The sequence below is a fragment of the Pedobacter sp. V48 genome, from assembly GCF_000523515.1.
In the GTDB taxonomy this organism is placed as follows: domain Bacteria; phylum Bacteroidota; class Bacteroidia; order Sphingobacteriales; family Sphingobacteriaceae; genus Pedobacter.
Genome location: NZ_AWRU01000023.1, coordinates 171,066 through 191,306 on the forward strand (window position 1 = coordinate 171,066; position 20,241 = coordinate 191,306).

Annotated in this window: 14 protein-coding genes and 1 pseudogene; 7 read left to right on the forward strand and 8 right to left on the reverse strand. The window is 36.3% G+C overall.

Annotation, left to right across the window (positions count from 1 at the left end; genetic code table 11):
• Positions 1–52: 52 nt before the first annotated feature.
• Positions 53–1,480: a Gfo/Idh/MocA family protein gene (locus N824_RS18340; protein ID WP_048906604.1), complete on the reverse strand. Its 1,428-nt coding sequence runs from the start codon at positions 1,478–1,480 to the stop codon at positions 53–55.
• Positions 1,481–1,630: 150 nt separating this feature from the next.
• Entirely contained in the window at positions 1,631–3,391 is a 1,761-nt protein-coding gene (locus N824_RS18345) for an SGNH/GDSL hydrolase family protein (protein ID WP_048906605.1), read from the reverse strand.
• A gap of 97 nt (positions 3,392–3,488) precedes the next feature.
• On the opposite strand from N824_RS18345, the gene N824_RS18350 reads away from it, so the two are divergent.
• Entirely contained in the window at positions 3,489–5,492 is a 2,004-nt protein-coding gene (locus N824_RS18350; protein ID WP_048906606.1) for a DUF3857 domain-containing protein, read from the forward strand.
• Between the two features lies 1 nt (position 5,493).
• Positions 5,494–7,395, forward strand: a pseudogene (locus tag N824_RS18355) (DUF3857 domain-containing protein).
• Between the two features lie 26 nt (positions 7,396–7,421).
• Here the strand turns inward: N824_RS18355 and N824_RS18360 are convergent.
• Positions 7,422–8,696, reverse strand: a complete 1,275-nt coding sequence (locus N824_RS18360) for a pitrilysin family protein (RefSeq protein WP_048906608.1) — start codon at positions 8,694–8,696, stop codon at positions 7,422–7,424.
• A complete protein-coding gene (locus N824_RS18365; RefSeq protein WP_048906609.1) occupies positions 8,689–9,933 on the reverse strand; it encodes a pitrilysin family protein in 1,245 nt (414 codons plus the stop codon). The genes N824_RS18360 and N824_RS18365 overlap by 8 nt, the downstream gene beginning before the upstream one ends.
• A 113-nt stretch (positions 9,934–10,046) precedes the next feature.
• Here N824_RS18365 and mqnC point away from each other — a divergent pair, with 113 nt between their 5' ends.
• On the forward strand, positions 10,047–11,171 hold the full coding sequence (mqnC, locus tag N824_RS18370) for a cyclic dehypoxanthinyl futalosine synthase (protein ID WP_048906610.1): 1,125 nt from the start codon (positions 10,047–10,049) through the stop codon (positions 11,169–11,171).
• A 95-nt stretch (positions 11,172–11,266) separates the two neighbouring features.
• Here the strand turns inward: mqnC and N824_RS18375 are convergent, their stop codons facing one another.
• Both N824_RS18375 and N824_RS18380 read right to left on the reverse strand, forming a co-directional pair.
• Positions 11,267–12,112, reverse strand: coding sequence for a ferritin-like domain-containing protein (locus N824_RS18375; protein ID WP_048906611.1), 846 nt, complete (start codon positions 12,110–12,112; stop codon positions 11,267–11,269).
• A gap of 17 nt (positions 12,113–12,129) precedes the next feature.
• Positions 12,130–12,840, reverse strand: a complete 711-nt coding sequence (locus tag N824_RS18380; protein ID WP_048906612.1) for a ferritin-like domain-containing protein — start codon at positions 12,838–12,840, stop codon at positions 12,130–12,132.
• Between the two features lie 192 nt (positions 12,841–13,032).
• Here N824_RS18380 and N824_RS18385 point away from each other — a divergent pair, with 192 nt between their 5' ends.
• The 4 genes from N824_RS18385 to N824_RS18400 all read left to right on the forward strand — a co-directional run bounded on the left by N824_RS18385 (position 13,033) and on the right by N824_RS18400 (position 18,510).
• Positions 13,033–13,812, forward strand: a complete 780-nt coding sequence (locus tag N824_RS18385) for a LytTR family DNA-binding domain-containing protein (protein ID WP_048906762.1) — start codon at positions 13,033–13,035, stop codon at positions 13,810–13,812.
• Entirely contained in the window at positions 13,802–16,750 is a 2,949-nt protein-coding gene (locus N824_RS18390; protein WP_235207193.1) for a two-component regulator propeller domain-containing protein, read from the forward strand. The genes N824_RS18385 and N824_RS18390 overlap by 11 nt, the downstream gene beginning before the upstream one ends.
• 438 nt (positions 16,751–17,188) lie before the next feature.
• A complete protein-coding gene (locus N824_RS35600) occupies positions 17,189–17,320 on the forward strand; it encodes a hypothetical protein (protein WP_255327457.1) in 132 nt (43 codons plus the stop codon).
• A gap of 68 nt (positions 17,321–17,388) precedes the next feature.
• Entirely contained in the window at positions 17,389–18,510 is a 1,122-nt protein-coding gene (locus tag N824_RS18400) for a hypothetical protein (RefSeq protein ID WP_048906615.1), read from the forward strand.
• Positions 18,511–18,514: 4 nt separating this feature from the next.
• On the opposite strand, the gene N824_RS18405 is transcribed toward N824_RS18400, so the two are convergent.
• Positions 18,515–18,844, reverse strand: coding sequence for a helix-turn-helix domain-containing protein (locus N824_RS18405; RefSeq protein ID WP_048906616.1), 330 nt, complete (start codon positions 18,842–18,844; stop codon positions 18,515–18,517).
• A 38-nt stretch (positions 18,845–18,882) separates the two neighbouring features.
• On the reverse strand, positions 18,883–20,241 hold the full coding sequence (gene murC, locus N824_RS18410) for a UDP-N-acetylmuramate--L-alanine ligase (RefSeq protein ID WP_048906617.1): 1,359 nt from the start codon (positions 20,239–20,241) through the stop codon (positions 18,883–18,885).

A 20,241-nucleotide genomic window follows, 5' to 3' on the forward strand; every position in this document is an offset into this window, starting at 1 on the left:
GATGGTGTATCATGATTTATGATACACCATCCTTTTTTATTTGAGACGGCTCTTATTTAACACTTCTAACAGTAGTGTTGCCACCACCATCCAGCGTCAGGTTTACAGGCACATTGCTCGTCCACGCTCCTCTGGTAAAATCAGGCACATCAACACTTCCAGATTTTTTAGATACTGATTTTTTGCTTAATGGCACTATGCAGCTCCATGATGCAGCATCGTAAACGTTTTGATCAAGAGGCAATCCATTTCGCAGGCAATCAATTAAACGCCAGTCCATGATAAAGTCCATACCACCATGGCCACCAATCTTCTTACCGATCTCTCCAACGTGTTTAATAATTGGAGGGCTATAAGTATCATATAATTTCTTTAATCCATCTTCAGTAACCCACTCTTCGCCAAATGAAATACGTTCCGGTTCTGGCCATTTACTTGCAAAACCTTTAGTTCCGCTAAGCAGGTGAATTCTGGAATAGATTCTTGGTGAAGTTACATCGTGCTGTAACATCATTGTTTTTCCTTTAGCGGTTCTGATGGTTGTAGTATTCATGTTACCGCGATAATTTTTACCTACAAATTGTTTGTAAAAATCATCTTTTTTTGCTCTTTCCTCAGCCTCATGTTCCATATGGAAATCATTTGTTGACATCGACACCAAATAATCCATCTTATCGCCTCTGTTGATGTTTAAGCATTGCGCAATTGGGCCTAAACCATGGGTTGGATAAATATTACCGTTATAATTTATGTTTTCTTTTAACCTCCACATATCTGCATAACCATTTTTATCGAAATTTAATCCCAACAGGTTATGGATGTATGCACCTTCGGCATGGATTAATTCCCCAAACATGCCGTTACGAGCCATGTTTAATGTTAGCATTTCGAAGAAATCATAACAGCAATTCTCAAGCATCATACAGTGCTTACGCGTTTTCTCTGATGTTTCTACCAGTTTCCAGCAATCTTCAAGAGTAAGTGCTGCAGGAACCTCTGTTGCCGCATGTTTACCATGTTCCATAGCATAAACAGCCATTGGTGTATGGTAATGCCAAGGTGTACAGATATAAACCAAATCAAGATCCTCTTTTTCAATCATTTCTTTCCAGCCATCTTCGCCAGAGTATTCTTTTGCTTTAGTAAGACCTTTATCAGTAAGATATTTTTGTGCAGCTGAGGCTCTTGCAGGTAATTTATCGCAAAGTGCTTTGATCTCTACTCCTTCTATATGTGACAATCTGGAAACCGCACCTGGGCCTCTCATTCCGAGACCTATGATTCCAACCCTTACCTTATCGATTTTTGGAGCGGCATATCCACTCATATTGAATCTCTGACTGCTATTGCCCTGATTTAATGCTGCTGCCAGCTCATGATCGCTAGGCGCATTTTCATTGGCAAATGTAGGAAGGCCGATAGCCACAGCTCCGGAACCTATTGCCAGTTGTTGTAAAAATTTTCTACGGTTTGGTTTCATCTTGTGTTTTATATGGTTAAGAATAGGTGTTTGACAAGAAGTCAAATTAGTTTATACCACCAATATACACAGCTTATGGGCAGGCATGAAAAGTTTTTTTCACACAAACGGTTGCGTAAATTTCATTTTACAGGCTTAATATTATTTCGCTTAATTATTGGTAATCTGTTTATTAATAAAAGCTCCCAGTTTTTCGTAGCCCTGTGCGTTAGGATGTAACCCATCGGTAAAAAGTGCTTCATTTACTTTTTTCCTTATATTAAGCAAAAGACTTCCTGCATCAGCATATTGAACTTTTAAGTTCAATGCTATTTTTGCGTATAACAGATTTAATTTAGCAACCCTAACCTCCATTTCTCTACGTGGTAGCAGGCCAAGCACAAGAATTTTTGCTTTCGGTTGTCTTGCTTTTATCGCTGTTATAAGAACCTTTAGTCCTTCGGCTATCTGAGCATCAGTATTAAATTGCAAGTTGTTTGTACCAATCATCAATATAATTTGTTTAGCAGCAAAACCGTCCAGCTCTCCATGATAAACACGCCAAAGAACATTTTCTATTCTATCCCAGCCAAAGCCCATGTTTAGAGGGCTCTTGTCTTTAAAATATTTATTCCATGATTCGGTTCCTCTTGCAACATGCGCCAAGGGCTCACCTGACCAAAAATGGGTGATTGAATTGCCTATAAAAACCAACTGAGGTGGATTTGTTTTGTTGTGATTTAGTACTTCGTTATGTCTCTTTTCCCAGTCATAGCCAGGAAGCTCACGATATTGTGTAGTCGGTTTGGTTGTACTGATATTTCCCTCTGGCTGGTTTAATAGCTTTTTAATTGTCCTCTCGTATGCATTTGCATAGTTCATCATTCCAATATCATTGGGATGTACGCCATCAACCGTACTCTCGATGTCCTGGCCTATTTCATTCTTTGAAAGCAGGTAGATGTTTTTTATCCCCTTCGCCTTTAATTGTTTAAATGCATCATTTAAGGTAATATTTGGATTATCATAATCGGTTTTCCTTTTAGGACTTATCAGCTCATCTGTATAACCATCGTGCTCTGTTAACAGAATGGGAACTCCCGGCCTTTTTGCTTGCAATTGAAGTACAGTGGCTTCAATTCTTGCTGCAAGATCTTCTTTTGATATAGAGATAAGATTAGGTAAACGATCTAACACGTATAATTTAGCATCAATTTCTGTAAGCAAATCAACTACCTCTTTTTCCAAACGACCATTACCTGAAAAGCCCAGATTAATTACAGGTTGGTCTAGTTTGCGCTGCAATATGGATGTCCAGGCCAAACCAGGTCTAGTTGCACAGGCCCCTTGCGCTATTGAAGTACCATAAACTACTATCGGTTTTTCCTGATGCAGGGGCATTGGCGCAAACGACTTTTCGCTGGGCACATAGATTTCCATCCATTTTACAGCGTTATACAATGGAAGGTAAAGTGTGTATTCCCGATCTGGATTATTAGCCTGTTCTAAGTTATTAAAGCGATAAGTAATTGTATCACCAAAAGAGAAAGCGCCGGCACTCCAAAGCCACCTGCCGTCTCTGTCTTTTGCATATAGATCAACACCACTCACGCCTGTGGCTGGCATGTGCGATAGTTGCAGATTGCCTTTAACCACATACTTTACGATGATTTCATTCGAATTCGTACGGAAGCGCAGGTTTACTCCAGCATTGTTCTTTGATAACTTCCATACTTCAGTACGTACGATTCCTTCGGCCTTTGCGGGTAAACGATCATAATAATCTTTTACCTTTTTTGGCCAGCCCTGACCTTCCAAAACGTTTAAAGTATCATTTGCAGGATTCCAGACCTTGTATTTTGCTTTATCCTGAGCAATGCTTAACTGACTGATTATTACAAAAACAGACAGGTAAATTAGTTTGTGGTTCATAATGTAAATATATTCTACAAATAGATTAATTATGAAAAAAAATTATTCTATTTGTTATCGGGATATACCTTATTATTGTTACGCAAATTACACTCTCATGAATGCGATAAAATCTGTTCTATTCGGATTGCTTTTAGTAGCAAACCTATGTGCTTACTCACAAGAAAAAGAAGTAAAACCAAAAACCTTTAAGTATGGCAAAGTTGACCTCAATGAATTTGATACTAAGGTTAATGGTGCAGATTCAGCTGCCTCTGCAGTAGCATTATTTGATGTTGGAAGAGGTTGGTTTGAATTTAGCGCGAAAACCGGCAATTTCATTTATGTTTTTGAACGCCATACCCGATACAAGATCATTAACAAAACCGGTTATGATTATGCAAATCTTGAAATTCAATTGTATAAGCAAAATGGTAGCGAGCAACATTTGGAGTACACGGATGGTACGACTTATAACCTTGAAGCAGGTAAAATTATTGCCAGCAAACTGAGCAAAGAATCGAAGTTTTCTGAGAAACAAGATAAAAATTATACCCTGAAAAAATTTGCGTTACCTAATGTTAAAGAAAGGTCTATAGTGGAATTTAAATATAAAATTAAATCAGACTTTATATTTACGTTGAGATCATGGCGCTTCCAGAAGGAAATTCCAATGTTATATTCGGCGTATGAAATCAAAATTCCTGAATATTTTAAATACAAAATTACTGCCGGTGGGTTTCTGTTTATCAATCCAAAAGAGGAACGGGTTAATGAATCCTTCATTTCATCGTCTGGCACTTTAAATACAACTTCTTTAAAATTACATTACCAGGTTGAAAATGTTCCAGGATTGAAAACGGAGAATTTCATTACGACGATGGAAGATTATGTTAGCAAGGTTGGCTTTGAGTTAAGCTCTATAACAGTACCTGGCGAAGTTTACCGTGATGTTACTTCGACATGGCCAAAAATTGTGAAGGGTCTAAAAGAAGATGAAAACTTTGGCTTGTTTATAAATAAAAGGAGCTACAGTAAAACATTATTGAAAGATATAATTAAAATGAACACCAATCAGGATACTATAGTTCAGCTAGTTTTTAACTATGTAAAAAACAACTTCAAATTTAATGATGATGCCGATTTCTATACTTCTGAAACAAATCCTAAAACCATATTTGAAAAGAAAAGTGGGAACTCTGCTGATATAAATCTGTGTTTGCTTACTTTATTATCAGAAGCAAAAGTTAATGCTTTTCCTATTTTATTGAGTACAAGATCCAATGGTGCACATCCTGGTTTTCCAATGATCACGAAATTTAACAATGTAATTGTTGGTGTTCAGATTGGTGAAAAAACAATCCTTTTAGATGCTACTGATAAAAATCATATGCCAGATATGATTGCTTTTGATAATCTGTGTCATGAAGGATTAAAAGTAAATCTGGCTGATGAGACTGCCGAATGGATTTCGGTTGAAGACCCAACAATTAGCAGAAAGAATGTTAATTACCTTTTAACACTTGACGGAGAGAATAAGATTACTGGCAAAATGTATTTATCTACCACAAATTACGAGGCTTTTAGTCGAAGAAGCAGTTATCAGGCTGCTTCAAATGAAGATGACTTTCTTAAAAGTTATAAAAATGGAAAACCTGGTTTAGGCATAAAAAATTATAAGATCGAGAACCTTACGAACCTTAATGAATCTCTTGTTGAGAGTATGGACGTAAATATTGAAGACAATGTAGAAGAGGCCGGAAACTTAATTTATTTCACTCCTCTTCTTTACGAAAGGACTAAAGTGAATCCATTTAAGTTAGAGGAGAGAAATTTCCCGGTAGATTTTGGTCACCCGACTGAAGAAGTGGTTAGAATTACTATTGATTACCCCAAAGAATATCAGGTAGACAAAACGCCAAAAAATGAAAAAGTCATACTGCCCGAAGAATCTGCATCATTTACTTTTCTGTTTGCCGGTGAACCTGGAAAAATGGTAATCAGCAGCAAAATAGTACTTAAAAAGTCACTTTATACCCCAGAAGAATATCATTACATTAAGGAACTGTTTAAAAATATTGTAAGGAAGCAGTCTGAACAAATTGTACTTAAAAAGAGCTAGGATGAGAATAGTAATGCTTTTTGTGATTGGCCTGTTTCTTATTAAAGAAACTAAGGCGCAAGGTACGTACGATGTAAATAAAATCCCTGCTGATTTACTTAAGGATGCTTCATTGGTGGTAAGGTACGAGAGCCAAACGTATGATGTAAAGAACCCGGGGAATGCCGTTTACGATTATAAAATTGCTGTAACTTTATTAAACAAGAGTGCAGAAGGCGCATCAAACATGTACGAGTTTTATGATAAATTCTCTAATGTTTACAACTTAAAAGCCACGTTATACGACAATAAGGGCAACAAGGTTAAGGAATACAAGAGCAGTGATTTTAAAGATAGAAGTGCAGTTTCGAGCGGTTCTCTTTATGAAGACAACAGAGTTAAATTTCTGGATTTTTWAWMTRYYMSYTATYCTTATACTATAGAATACAGTTATAGCACTGACTATAGTGGAATACGTTTTTACCCGTCATGGAAACCGGTTAGTTCGTGGGGAACTGCGGTAGAAAAATCGGAATATACTTTCAGAATTCCTGAAACTATGACTTTCAAATACCTTAAAAGTAAAGGCCTTAAAACTGATTCTTTAAAGGTAAAAGACAAGATGCAATACAAATGGAGCTGTGAGAATGTAAAAGCTCTTGAATATGAGCCGATGAGTGCTGGCATAGCTGATATAAGTCCTTGGGTAACTTTGGCACCAAATCAGTTTGAATATGATAACTCTAAAGCGAATATCGAAACCTGGGTTAACCTTGGGGCGTGGCTTTATGGCTTAAATAATGGGGCACAGGTATTGCCTGAATCTGTAAAATCAAAAGTTCAAAACCTGATTAAAGGTGCGGCAACTCCGAAAGACAAAATAAAACTACTATACAACTACTTGCAATCGAACACCAGATATGTTGGGGTGCAATTGGGTATTGGTGGCTACAAACCCATTGCAGCCGAAAAGGTTGCGGCTGTAAACTATGGTGACTGTAAGGCTTTGTCTAATTATATGAAAGCTATATTACAAGAAGCAGGAATAAGATCTCATCTAGTTGTTATCGGGAATGACATGCCTTCACTGAATAAAAAATTTGCAAGTCTAAGTCAGGCAAATCACATGATACTTTGTGTGCCTCTGGAAAAAGATACCACATGGCTGGAATGCACAAGCCAGTTTGTACCAATGGGTTATATTGGAAATGACAATTCAGACAGAACGGTTTTGCTGGTAACAGAAGCTGGAGGTAAATTAGCACAAACACCTTATTATAGTCCGGCCAACAACTATCAGAAACGCATAACAAAGGTAAATCTTGATGAGGAGGGTTCTGCAACTATTAGTCTTGAAACCCAATATGGCTTTGCACAGTATGAAGAAAATCTGAGAATGACATTGATTGAGCCTAATGAGCAAAGGAAAAGCTTAATGAACTCGTTAAGTATACCAAATATGCAGATCAGCTCATTTAGCTTCAATCAGCCAAATAAAGAGGCTGCTGTTCTGAATGAAAAAGTAGACCTAAAAGCGTCACAGATCTTAACTAAAGGAGGCGATAAATTATTCCTTACTTTAAATATGACGAATCRAYRMRWKWKYKMARYTACWMMKNATWGAAMNCCRGMAKANTWATTWNNTMAYRWRAAWTNAMRGMTMTTNCTGRTRANNATRMKNAWWMWYWATATTATCCCTAAAGGTTATAAAGTAGAGTTTATGCCTAAAGATATTGTGATTGAATCGGAGTTTGGCAAGTACACAGCCAAAGTGGTTCAAAAAGATAACAGTCTTATTTATAGCCGGACAAAAACGATTAACAACAAAAAATATCCGCCAGAGAAATATAATGACTATGTAGCATTTTCTAAAAAAATCTACCAGGCGGATAAGCAAAAAGGTATTCTTGCTAAAATTGAATAAGGCTGTATCATTATACAGCCCTATTTTTATTTCTTACCTACAATAACCTTGGTAAAAGTGTCTGTGTTTAAGTATTTACCAGCAAGATCTTTCAATTCTTGTGAGGTAATTGTTTTTACGGTTGTGATATAGTTCTCGTAATAGTTATGATCAAGCCCTGAGAAATAAACATTCTTAAACTTATCTGCATGAGAAAATGCATTTTCTAAACTACCAAGCATAGAACCCAGCATATAATTACGTACCAGGTCTAACTCCTGATCAGCAATCAATTCTGTTTTTAACAAGTTAATTTCTTTTTCGATCTCAATAAGGGCATTATTGCATACCTCTGCTCCTACTTCGGTTGCAATAAAGAAATATCCGGCACCTCTTAAAGAAACAACTGCCGAACCTATTCCGTAAGTATAGCCTTTATCTTCACGGATATTGGCCATTAGTCGTGATCCAAAATAACCTCCAAGTAAACAGTTTAACACCTGAAATCCAGGAAAATCATGGTGATTTCTGCTAATGCTTAAAGCTCCCATTCTAATGGCAGATTGGATGGCTTCTGGCCTTTCAATTAAAAGTTCGCCTGCAGGGCTTGCTTCAAATGTAAATTTATTGATTACAGAGGATTGAGTATTTTCCCATTGATTTCCAAAAACGTTATTTAGTATCTCGAATTCGTTTTCTTCGAACTTTCCGGCAGCTATTACGGTACAATTCTCTGGTTTAAAAGCAGCTTTAAAATAGTTGATCAAATCTTCCCTTTTTAGTGCATCGTAATCCTTAGCATCGATATTTGATCCATAGGGCGTATCGCCAAAAATTGAATTTGCAAATTGTCTTCTGGCAAGAAAATCATTCTTTTGAAGATTTACCTGTAGGGATTGTTTTTGATTCTGAACAAAAATAGCCAGTTCCTGCTCAGGGAAAATACTTTCATTTAAGATTGATCTTAAAATAGGCAGTACTGCTTGCAGGTGTTTGTTAAGCGTATATAGTTTTACGCTAGACTGGTCTGCTCCATATTCAGTTTGTAAAAATGCACCATAATAATCTACTTTATCAGCAATTTCCTTAGCGCTTAACTTAGCAGTACCATTGTTTATCAAATGACTAACTCCTACGGCCTGTAATGGCTTTGATGCATCCCAGTTTACATTTTCAAATATAAACTCTATCCTTACCAGCTCCTGTTTACCTGCATTAATGGTAAAAACAGGTATGCCATTGTCGAGATGTTGGGCTAAGGGCTCTAAAAATTTGATCTCATTAACCTGTAATGATTCGGGGGCTAGTGTACGATTAAGCATCTTTGGCGTTTAAATAATATAAAGTTGAACATTGCTCTTTTACAAAGGTATTTTTAGCGGCTTGAAGAATGCCCTGAGGGGTAACAGCCAAATACTTATCTATTTCGGTATTGAGTCCGTTGGCATCACCCAGCAATTCATAATAGGCAAGATTCATAGCTTTATCTAAAAGACTCATTTCAGCAAAGACCATAATGGATTCAGATTTATTCTTCACCTTAGTAATTTCTTCTTCTGTGACTTCATGCTGTTTTAGTTTTGTTAGTTCAGCCCATATTGAAGCCTCCGCAGCTTCAACGGTTACACCTTGAACAAGCTTACCTTCAACTACAAATAGACCTTCATCTATACTGCTGGTAACATACGCATGTATATCACTAAATAATTGCTGTTCTTTTAATAAACTATTGTACAACCTTGACGACTGCCCCTGTGAAAGAATATCAGACATCAGATCGAAACTTTGGTACTCAGAATCTTGTCGGGCAGGCATTTTAAAAGCCATGTAAATGGCATTCAATGGAACATCAGCCTTAACAGTTTCCTTACGCTCTTCGGTTTGTAATGGTTCCTGAGGAAGATTTCTGATATATTTATCTCCGGCCGGAATAGGCGCAAACCATTTCTCGGCAAGTGCCTTAACATCTTCAGTTTTAACATTACCACCTACAACCATAATGGCATTTTGAGGGTTATAATGTTTTTTGAAAAACGCTTTAACGTCTTCCATTTTTGCATCTTCAATTTGCTTCAGGTCCTGGCCTATTGTTGCCCATTGGTAAGGGTGTTTTTTATAAGCCAGTGGTCTTAACTTTAACCAAACATCGCCATATGGCTGATTCAGATAACGTTGTTTAAACTCTTCGCAAACTACGTTGCGCTGGGTTTCCAAACTTTTTTCTGAAAAGGCAAGGCTTAACATCCTATCACTTTCCAACCAAAAGGCAGTTTCCAGATTTACAGCCGGAAGGGTAATGTAATAGTTAGTAATGTCGTTACTGGTAAAGGCATTATTTTCTCCGCCTACTCTTTGCAAAGGCTCATCATAACTAGGAATATTTACAGAACCACCAAACATCAGGTGTTCAAATAAGTGTGCAAACCCGGTCCTGTCTTGCTCCTCATCGCGAGCACCAACATCGTAAAGGACATTTAATACCGCCATTGGCGTTGTATCATCTTCGTGCACAAGCACGCGAAGTCCGTTGGGTAATGTAAAACGATTAAAGTCTACCATAGATTAAAAATAATTCCGGCAAACTTAGATAAAACTGAGTTAGCATTTGCACACTGATAAAAATATTGCACAGTATTGAAAATATAAGCATCAATTTTGTCTAAGTTTGTACTATGAATACTGCCGAATTACTACAAAGGGCCTTACAGTTCGACTTTTTAACAAAAGAAGAGGGTGTTTTTTTATACAATAATGCAGCTACGGCTGAGCTGGCTTATGTTGCCAATGAATTGAGAAAGAAACAAGTACCAAGTGGCAAGGTTACCTGGCAGATAGACAGAAATGTGAATACCACTAATGTATGTATTGCAAACTGCAAGTTCTGTAATTTTTTTAGACGGCCAGGACACGATGAAAGCTATATAACGGATATAGAAACCTATAAAGTAAAGATTGAAGAAACTTTCAGATTAGGTGGAGATCAGTTGTTATTGCAAGGCGGACATCATCCTGATTTAGGCTTAAAATTTTATGCAGATCTGTTTAGACAATTAAAAGAACTATATCCTGATCTAAAACTGCATGCTTTGGGGCCACCGGAAATTGCCCATGTTGCAAAATTGGAGGGTATTTCTCATACCGAAGTTTTAAAAGCACTTAAAGAGGCCGGCATGGATTCATTACCTGGTGCGGGAGCAGAAATATTAAATGACCGTGTTAGAAGATTGATCTCAAAAGGTAAGTGCGGTGGACAAGAATGGTTGGATGTAATGCGTGCAGCTCATCAACTTGACATCACTACTTCTGCCACTATGATGTTTGGACATGTTGAAACCATTGAAGAACGCTTTGAACACCTAGTATGGATCAGAGAAGTACAAAGTGAGAAACCGGCAGATGCTAAAGGATTTTTGGCATTTATTCCATGGCCTTTTCAAGATGATGGTACTTTATTAAAACGCCTGAGAGGCATTAGCAATAATGTTTCTGGTGACGAATACATAAGAATGCTGGCGTTAAGCAGAATTATGTTGCCAAATGTTAAAAACATACAGGCCTCGTGGTTAACCGTTGGAAAAAGCGTTGCTGAACTATGTTTACATGCTGGCGCCAATGATTTTGGCTCTATTATGATTGAAGAGAATGTGGTTTCGGCTGCAGGTGCTCCACATCGTTTTACTGCAAAGGGAATACAGGATGCGATTAGAGAAGCTGGCTTTGAACCTCAGTTACGCGGTCAACAGTATAATTACCGTGATTTGCCAGAACAATTGGAAGAGCAAGTGATTAACTACTAAGATTCCTTATATAATTAAAAAAGGAAGAAGACTTTCGCCTCCTTCCCTATCTTAAACTTAAACAACTCTTGTAAATAAAATAAGTGTGGTTTAAACTATTTAATAAACAAACTTGCAATTGCTAAAACATCTGCTTTAGCTAAAGGCTCATCAAATGACTCAACTGCAGCAGCTTTAGTAACTCCAGTGGCAATACCAGTAATGGTTACCCCGGCTTGAGTTTCAAGATCTTCACCTTTGTATACCGGATCTACTTGAGGAACACCAGAATCATTTGCACCACCACCTGCGCCAAGACTGATCCATGGTTTAATAGAAACACCACCGCCAGCAGGAGCAGCACGCATCTGACGGATATGCGAAGCATGACGTGCTTCAACAGAATGGATTTGTAATGCTGTTGTTAAAACCGGCATTCCTTTTAAAACTGTGGCCTGTCCTTTATAAGCCCTTACCCCAGTATCTTCAAATGCCTGGGCAACTGCTAGAAATGTTTTATAATCTGAATAAACGGTTGGGAAAGTACCCTTTGCTGTAAAATCAAAATCAGTATAAGCTAATGCTGGTCTTGCAGCACTGCCCAACGCACCTTTAAGCAAATTTACGTGAGCCAATTCGTGGTCGCGGATAGTGGTGATTGCACCATGAGGAGGCGTACCTGCTGTAAGCAAGCCTGGTGCAGCCAAAAGCGAATGGTTATAAAAATGATACTCCAGGTATTCCAGTGTCAAAGCAAAATTTAAAACATCTACAACCGCCGTTGGCGTACTTTGTCCATAAGCCTTTGTAAACATAGATCCTAAAGCCAAAGGCATTGCTGCCAAAGCCACTTTTTTACCCATGTTATAAAAATCCTTCATTGCAGATCTTCTCGGATTTAATCTTTCATAGATCTCACCGTCTACTTTTTCAATTTCTTCTAATATATTTACGATATTCATGTTTTCTAAAGTTTAGGTTATAGGTTAGTTACAGTAATTTTAGTTTTGATGTATTTTCCCGCAGCTGCAAGAACTACATCAGGTGCTAAGGCTTTATCCAAACCGTTTGCATCTACTTGTGGACTGGAAGCAAAAGTTCCGTTTGAAATCAGATCACGAACATATGCTGCGTGACGTGCTTCAACCGAAACAATTTTTCCTGCGGCAACCAAATAAGCGTCTGTTGTTAAACGTACACCTGCACCATTATAAGCGCCAACACCTAAATCTTCAAAAGCCATAGCTGCGCCTAAAACGCTGGTTCTATCTGTGAAATTTATACTTGAAAAGTCAACTTCTAAACTTCCTATTGCAGCTGTGCCTAAAGCTTTCTTAAAAAACTCTCTGTGTGCAATTTCATGAAATTGGATATCTTGAAAATACTGTTTTTCAGCGGGGGAAAAACCTGATGGCGGATTTGATGCTACCTGAATATAAAAAGCTGCTTCTAATTGTTCTAAAGCATAAGCGTAATTCAATACACCGAAATCATCTTTAAAATTTAATGTTACTCCGCCGGGAACCATAGGATCGTTCCTGTCTTTTTTACATCCTGCAGCTACTAACGCAATGGTTGCAGCACCTGCTCCTGCAAATTGCAGGAAAGAACGGCGTTGCAAAGGAGCAGTAAAAATGCTCCTTTCTGCTTGGAGCAATTCTTGCTTTTCTTGTTCTTGTAAATTTTTCATAGTTTTTAAGTTTGAGTTTTCTATAATTTATTAGTTCTATAAGGGCTAAAAGCCCTTGGTTGATTACGACTTTAGTTGCTGCTTATATGTGCACTTACGAAAGAAAAATGAGTTCGGTTTTCGATGTTTGAAAGAAATATTCTTCAATCGTTCTTTTTTTTAATAAATTCACCATATATAAAATCTATTACTGTGCTGAATGCTATTATTGTAGACGATGAAGAGTTTGCCCGTTCCTCATTATATTTTTTATTGCAGGAAAACTGTGAGAATATCCACGTATCTGGCATAGCAAAGTCTGTTTCGGAAGCACGAAACCTACTGGCTCATAATGCCATTGATCTTATTTTTCTTGACATTGCCATGCCCGGAGAAAATGGGTTCGATTTAATCCCTCAAATACAATCCACTAAAACGCATGTGATCTTCACTACTGCTTACGATCAGTATGCATTAAAAGCGATTAAAGCCAATGCATTGGATTATCTGCTTAAGCCTATAGATATTGATGAGCTTAAAGAGGCCGTGAATAAGGCCTCAAAATATATTGCTTTAAGTAAAACGGAGCATAATAGAAATGAAGGGCTGCAAAATTTAGCCGTCAATCTATCAGATAGAAACGAAATCCGTAAGATTAGCTTACCTAATGGGCAGGGATATAGTTTAGTAAGTATTGATGATATTGTTCATATCGAAGCAGATAGTAATTATTCTGTTTTCCATCTGGCCAACAAAGATAAAATCACAGTATCAAAAGTCTTAAAGGAATACGAAGAAATCCTTCCTGCCCATCAGTTTATGAGGGTTCATAAATCGAGCATCGTGAATCTGAATTATTTAAGAGAATACAATTCTAAGAATGGATTGGAACTGATATTAAAAAATGGCGATAAAATTGCGGTTTCCAGAAGACGAGCAAGTGATTTTATGGAAAAGGTTAAATCATATACCAATTTTGACAGTGATAAATAAGACAAAGAATTGGACCATAAGTAGTACAATACTAATTGTTTTATTAATTCTTAGCTTGGATGGCTATTCTCAAAGTACATACCTACAACATTTTAGCACTAAAGACGGACTTCCAAGTAATAGCTGCTTTTATACACTACAAGATTCTAAGGGTTACATTTGGGTAGCCACTGATGCGGGGGTAAGCAGATTTGATGGAAAAGTATTCGAAACCTTTTCTGTTGATGATGGTTTGCCTGACAATCAAATTTTACAGATTAAAGAAGATAAAAGCGGAAAAATATGGTTTCTGGCATTAAATGGGCAGTTAAGTTATTTTTTTAATGGTAAGTTCTTTAATGAAACAAACAATAAACTACTTAAACTGTTAAGATTCAATGCGGTTATTGTTTCATTTTTTGAAGATAGCAAAGGCAGAATATGGTTTGGTACGAACAAGAATGTTTTGGTGACCTGGGATGGAAAATCTATAACAAAGTACATCTCGGCTAATGGGAACCGACAATTCATCAATAGTTTTGTACATGAAGATAAATCTGGAAAGATCTGGATATTCAGCAATCGGTCTGTCAGAACGTTTAATGGTTCTGAATTCACCGTAATTCCTCACAAAACGCTCCTCATAAATTATAAGTCTGGACTAAATATGCCAGATAAGACACTCGCTTTTCTTGATAAAAATGGACTTAACACTCAAAATGGAAATGTCCAGTATTTTCAATTAAAAATTGATCCGTCTTTGTTAAACAATGACCCGGGATTTTTTCATTTAGATGAAAACAAAGATGTATGGATTAGCAACGCCTCTGGAATATATTTTATTGGTCGTTCGGGAAAAATGATTACTTACCTGAGCAACATATCATCAAGTCAGGTAATAAAGGATTCTAAGGGCAATATGTGGTTCACCACTAACAATGGAATTTACATGCTTCCAAAAAGTGAGGAACGGCTATATATATTGGACCAAAGTAATGGATTAAGCAGCAATGTTGTAAAAAGTGTTATTAAAGACACCAAAAATCATTTCTGGTTAGGATTGGATGAGGCCGACATTAATATTCTCGACCCTGTTAATTTTTCTGTTGGTAAAATTTCAATACCGGATAAAAAGAAATATAACATCATCAAACAGCTTACTTTAGATACTGCAAATGAAACCATATACTTTGCTTCGGAATATGGACTAGGCCGAATAGCAAATATTTATGGGGCTAATAAAAAAATAGATTACTTAAGAGAGGCTACCAACTCGATGTTTGTAATTAAGAGTTTTAGTGTAGCAAAAGATAAAAGTTTGGCTCTGGCCTTATCGTCTGGCGTGGTTATTTTACCTTTCACTGAAGGTAAATTTGAATTTAGCTCTTTATACTTTAAGCAAGGGACCGATTTCTTTAACAATAGAGCTTACAGCGTTTTTTTTGATAAAAGCCAAAACCTTTGGTTCTCTAATATCAATGGATTATCAGAATTTTCAAATGGATCATTATATAGTTACTATGAAAAGAGTAGTCTTTTAACCCGGAGAATTAATGATATAAAGGAATTGGATGATGGCACTATAGTACTTGCTACTGATGGATATGGAATTATTTTTATCAAAAACAGAAAAGTCATAAAGATAATAACTCAAAGAGATGGACTTGCTGATAATATTTGTAAAAAGTTATTCGTAAAGGGTAATGACGTATGGATAATCACCAATAATGGCATTAACAAGGTTTCATTAAATGAGCAAAAGACGTTTGTAGAAACTTTTGAATTTACCAATGCTTTGCTTAAAGATGATGTTAACTCATTGTATATTGATAACAGTTATGCATACTTCGCAACCAACAACGGCCTGGTCTATTTTTCAATCAATAAGGTTAAAACTATAAATGATCCGCCTAAAGTATTTATATCATCTATAATTAATAATAAGATAAAGCTTGGGCTAAGTGAGATCAGTCATACCCTGGACCCGTCGGACAATAACATTTCATTTTATTATAGCGCCATTGATTTTCAAAATAGAAATATTGTTTATCGATATCGTTTAAAATCTGATGCCAACTGGACAGAGACAAAGAACAGGAGACTTGAATTTTCTTCATTAGAACCTGGTGATTACGTTTTTGAAATAAGTGCCAAAACCAATAATAGTGATTGGAGCAGTCCAACCAAGATTAACTTCGTTCTAAAAAGCCATTTTTGGCAAACACCGTGGTTTCTTATAATCACATTCTTACTTGCTGGCTTTATATTTTATAAAATAGCGGTTTTTGTAACTAAAAGACGAAAAAACAAAGAACAAGAACAGCTGCTGCTAAAAAATAAAATCTTGATGCTGGAGCAACGGGCTTTACAGGCAATGATGAACCCGCACTTTGTTTTTAATGTAATGAACTCTATACAACATTATATAAACACAAAAGATACCACCTCGGCAAATAAAATATTAACCGGTTTTGCCAGGCTGATCAGGAAGAATCTGGAAATTTGTACAAAAAGCTATATAACGCTTGAAGAAGAAATTGAATACCTGGAGCTTTACCTCAGTTTAGAAAAGAAACGATTTGGAGGCAAATTGAATTATACCATTACGCTAAATAAGGCAATAGATAAAGAAGAAACCTTAATACCCTCTATGTTGCTTCAGCCATATATAGAAAATGCCATATGGCACGGGATAATGCCTAAGGAAGAAGGTGGTAAAATCGATATACATATAGATTTAATAGGGGCTGAACATTTGTTGATCCAGATTATTGATGATGGTATAGGGATAGACAATTCTCTGAGAGATAAAAAGGGACATCATGTAAGCAAGGGCATGGATTTAACACGCGAACGTATTAACCTTCTAAATAGGGTTGAAGTAAATCCTATACAAATGGAGATAAAACAAAATGGAAATTCAGGCACTTTTGTGTCAATAGCCATCCCCTTAAAGTAGCAAAATACCGTTTACTCAATTTTTTATACCACTCACTAATTAAAAATTAATCATTTTAAAATTTGCATTAAACTTGTTATAGATATTAAAACAAACAGAGTTTGTAAAAAGCGTTCTTATAGAATTGATCAAAGATATTTTACCTAACCTAAAACTATATCTCAATTCAGGTTTCATTTGTGTGTTAAAAAATGGTAAAGTTCATAGCTTTACCATTTTTTTTTGACTTAATTTTTTTTAAAAAAAATTCGTTGTGAAATTCCTATTTATCTTACTTTTGAGATACAGAAAAACTTAAAAAAACATCGCTCTTTTGATTTAAAAAGATTTTCTGTAAATTTAACTCATAAATAAAAACCTTAGGGAATTATATTTTTTGTAATGAAAACTCCAAAGAAACCAATTAAGAAAAGTCCATTAGTGGATCCAGAAGCTGAGATGGAAGATTCGCAAGACGAAATTACTACGAAGAAAAAGTATGACGATGATGATGACGATTTTGATATGCCGTTAGACGATCTGGATACTTTTGATAGTTTTGGTTCGGACGACGACGATGACGACTACTAGTAACTAAAAATATAATAGTTTATGAGCATCCCATTGGGATGCTTTTTATTTTATCCCAATCATCAAGCATGACAATTGTACCCGTATCTGATAAACAAACCAGTAAAGATTTTTTAGAAGTTGCCCGCTTTATTTATAAAAATGATAAAAATTGGATTTGTCCGTTAGATCAGGATATAAATACAATATTTAACTCTGATAAAAATCCTTTCTTTAAACATGGGAAGTGCCAAAGGTGGTTGCTAAAAGACAATAAAGGCCAAACAATAGGAAGAGTGGCTGCTTTTATAAATGAGAAAAAAGCTTTTCAATACGATCAACCCACCGGGGGCATGGGCTTTTTTGAATGCATAAATGATAAAACCGCTGCTTTTAAACTATTTGATACGGCCAAGTTGTGGCTCGAGGAAAATGGTATGAAAGCTATGGATGGCCCAATAAACTTTGGTGAAAACGATTCATTCTGGGGATTACTAGTTGAGGGTTTTACCCCACCTTCTTTTGGAATGAATTATAACCCGCCCTACTATCATGACTTCTTTAAGGAATACGGATTCAATACAGAATATGAGCAAATAACCAATCATCTTGCTGTAAGAAATCCATTTCCGGAACGTTTCACAAAAATCGCTAACTGGGTTGCAAACAAGCCAGGATACACATTTGAACATTTCTCTAAAAAGAACGCAGAAAAATATGTTCATGATCTTATGGAGATCTATAATAACGGCTGGGAAGACTTTGAAAACTTTGTACCAATAAAAAAGGAAACACTGCAGGAAAGCTTCAAAATGATGGAAGCTATAATGGATGAAAAACTAATTTGGTTTGCTTACGTAAACGGAGAGCCTGCTTCTTTTGTAGTTATTATACCGGATGCTAACCAGATGATCAAAGGCTTTAATGGTAAGCTTGGAATAATTGAAAAGTTAAAGTTTGTTTATAAGCGCTGGGTAGGCGTCAACAGAATGCGAGCTATTGTAATGGGTACCAAAAAGTCCTATCAAAAACACGGGTTAGAATCTGCACTTTTTATAAAACTAAAGGAATATGTTTTGCCACTTAATCAGTATGATGAACTGGAATTATCCTGGGTCGGTGATTTTAATGATAAGATGCTATCAATTCACCAGGCAACAGGTGCCACTTTTGGAAAGCGACACCTGACCATGCGTAAAATTTTCTTTTAGGGATTTATTTCTCGCGAATTTCTTCGTAAAGGTCAATAACCTTTTTTTGCAGTTTAATGATTTCTTCTTCTCTTTGAGAAAGTTTATCCTTTAAGCTGTTGATTTCTTCAAAATTAAGCGATTGAGGATTTTCACCCTCTTTTGAAATAATATCCATAGTAGAAACTTCGAACAGATTTGCTATTTGCGCTAATCTCGATATGTTTATATCAGTGATACCAGTTTCGATTTTTGAAAATGCAGGGATGGAAATATTTAGACGCTTTGCTACTTCACCTTGACTCCAGCCATTTTTTTGGCGTAGCTGTCTAATGTTTTTACCAATGATATTCATGTTTAAAATTTAGGTGTACTATTTGTTGTTTGTTCTTTTTAGGATACTGTATTCAACTCACGTGCCAATTTCGTAAGATCTAGTCCACCAAAATTTCCAGAACTCATTAACAACAAGTTACTACGGTAAAAATTTATGCTTCGCAAGTAACTTTCCAACAAAGTAAAGTCATTAAAAAACTGCAGTTTATCGTCGTTAAACGCCATTTGTACCTCTTCTTTTGTAAATGGTTGCATTTTCTTATGCACAAATGTTTTTTCATCAATATAAACAATTGCAACATCTGCATTACACATAGTGTTTGCATATTGAGCAAGAAAATTTTTATTCAAACTGCTAAACGTATGCAACTCTATACAGGCAATTAATTTTCGTGTAGCAAACTGAGTTTTCACCGCTTCGATTGTTGCTTTTAACTTTGACGGCGAATGAGCAAAGTCTTTATATACATTTGTTTCATTCGAGCTATTTAAAAGTTCTAATCTCTTTGCCGCACCAGTAAACGAAGCTATTGCAATGTTAAACTCTTCCTCAGAAATGTCCAATTGCTTACATACGAGTTTTGCGGCATTAAGATTCATTAAGTTATGATCTCCAAATACTTTTAATGCAGTTTCGTCAGGAAGCAGATAGGTTATGCCATCTTTTACTTCATGATCTGGAATTCCATACCCAATCTTTTCAATTGGAGCATTTGAATTTTCGACTATAGTGTTAAGGTCATTGTCTTTATTACAGAAAATTAGTTTCCCATCAGGTTGAATTGTATCTATAAAAAGTTCAAACTGTCTGGTATAATCCTGATAAGTAGGAAATACATTAATGTGATCCCAGGCAATTCCGCTAATCACCGCAATATTTGCTTTATACAGATGAAACTTTGGTCTGCGATCAATTGGTGAAGCCAAATACTCGTCTCCCTCAATAACAATCAGAGGAGCTGAATCTGTGACTTTAACCATGGTATCAAATCCGGCTAATTGTGCTCCAACCAGATAATCAAAATCCCTCTTGTAATGGTTCAGAACATGTAATATCATGGAGGTAATTGTTGTTTTACCATGACTCCCACCTATTACCACACGAAGTTTATCTTTTGTTTGCTCATAAATATACTCTGGATAAGAATATATCTTTAAGCCCAATTTTTGCGCTTTTAATAGTTCCGGGTTGTCCACAAGTGCATGCATTCCCAGAATAACTGCATCCAGGTCTTCTGTAATATTATCTTCGCTCCAACCCATAGATTTAGGTAGAATCCCATGCTTTTCCAGCCTGCTGTTTGAAGGTTCAAAGATGACATCGTCAGAGCCGGTAACCTGATAACCTTTTTTATGTAAAGCAATGGCAAGATTGTGCATAGCACTGCCACCTATGGCGATAAAATGTATACGCAT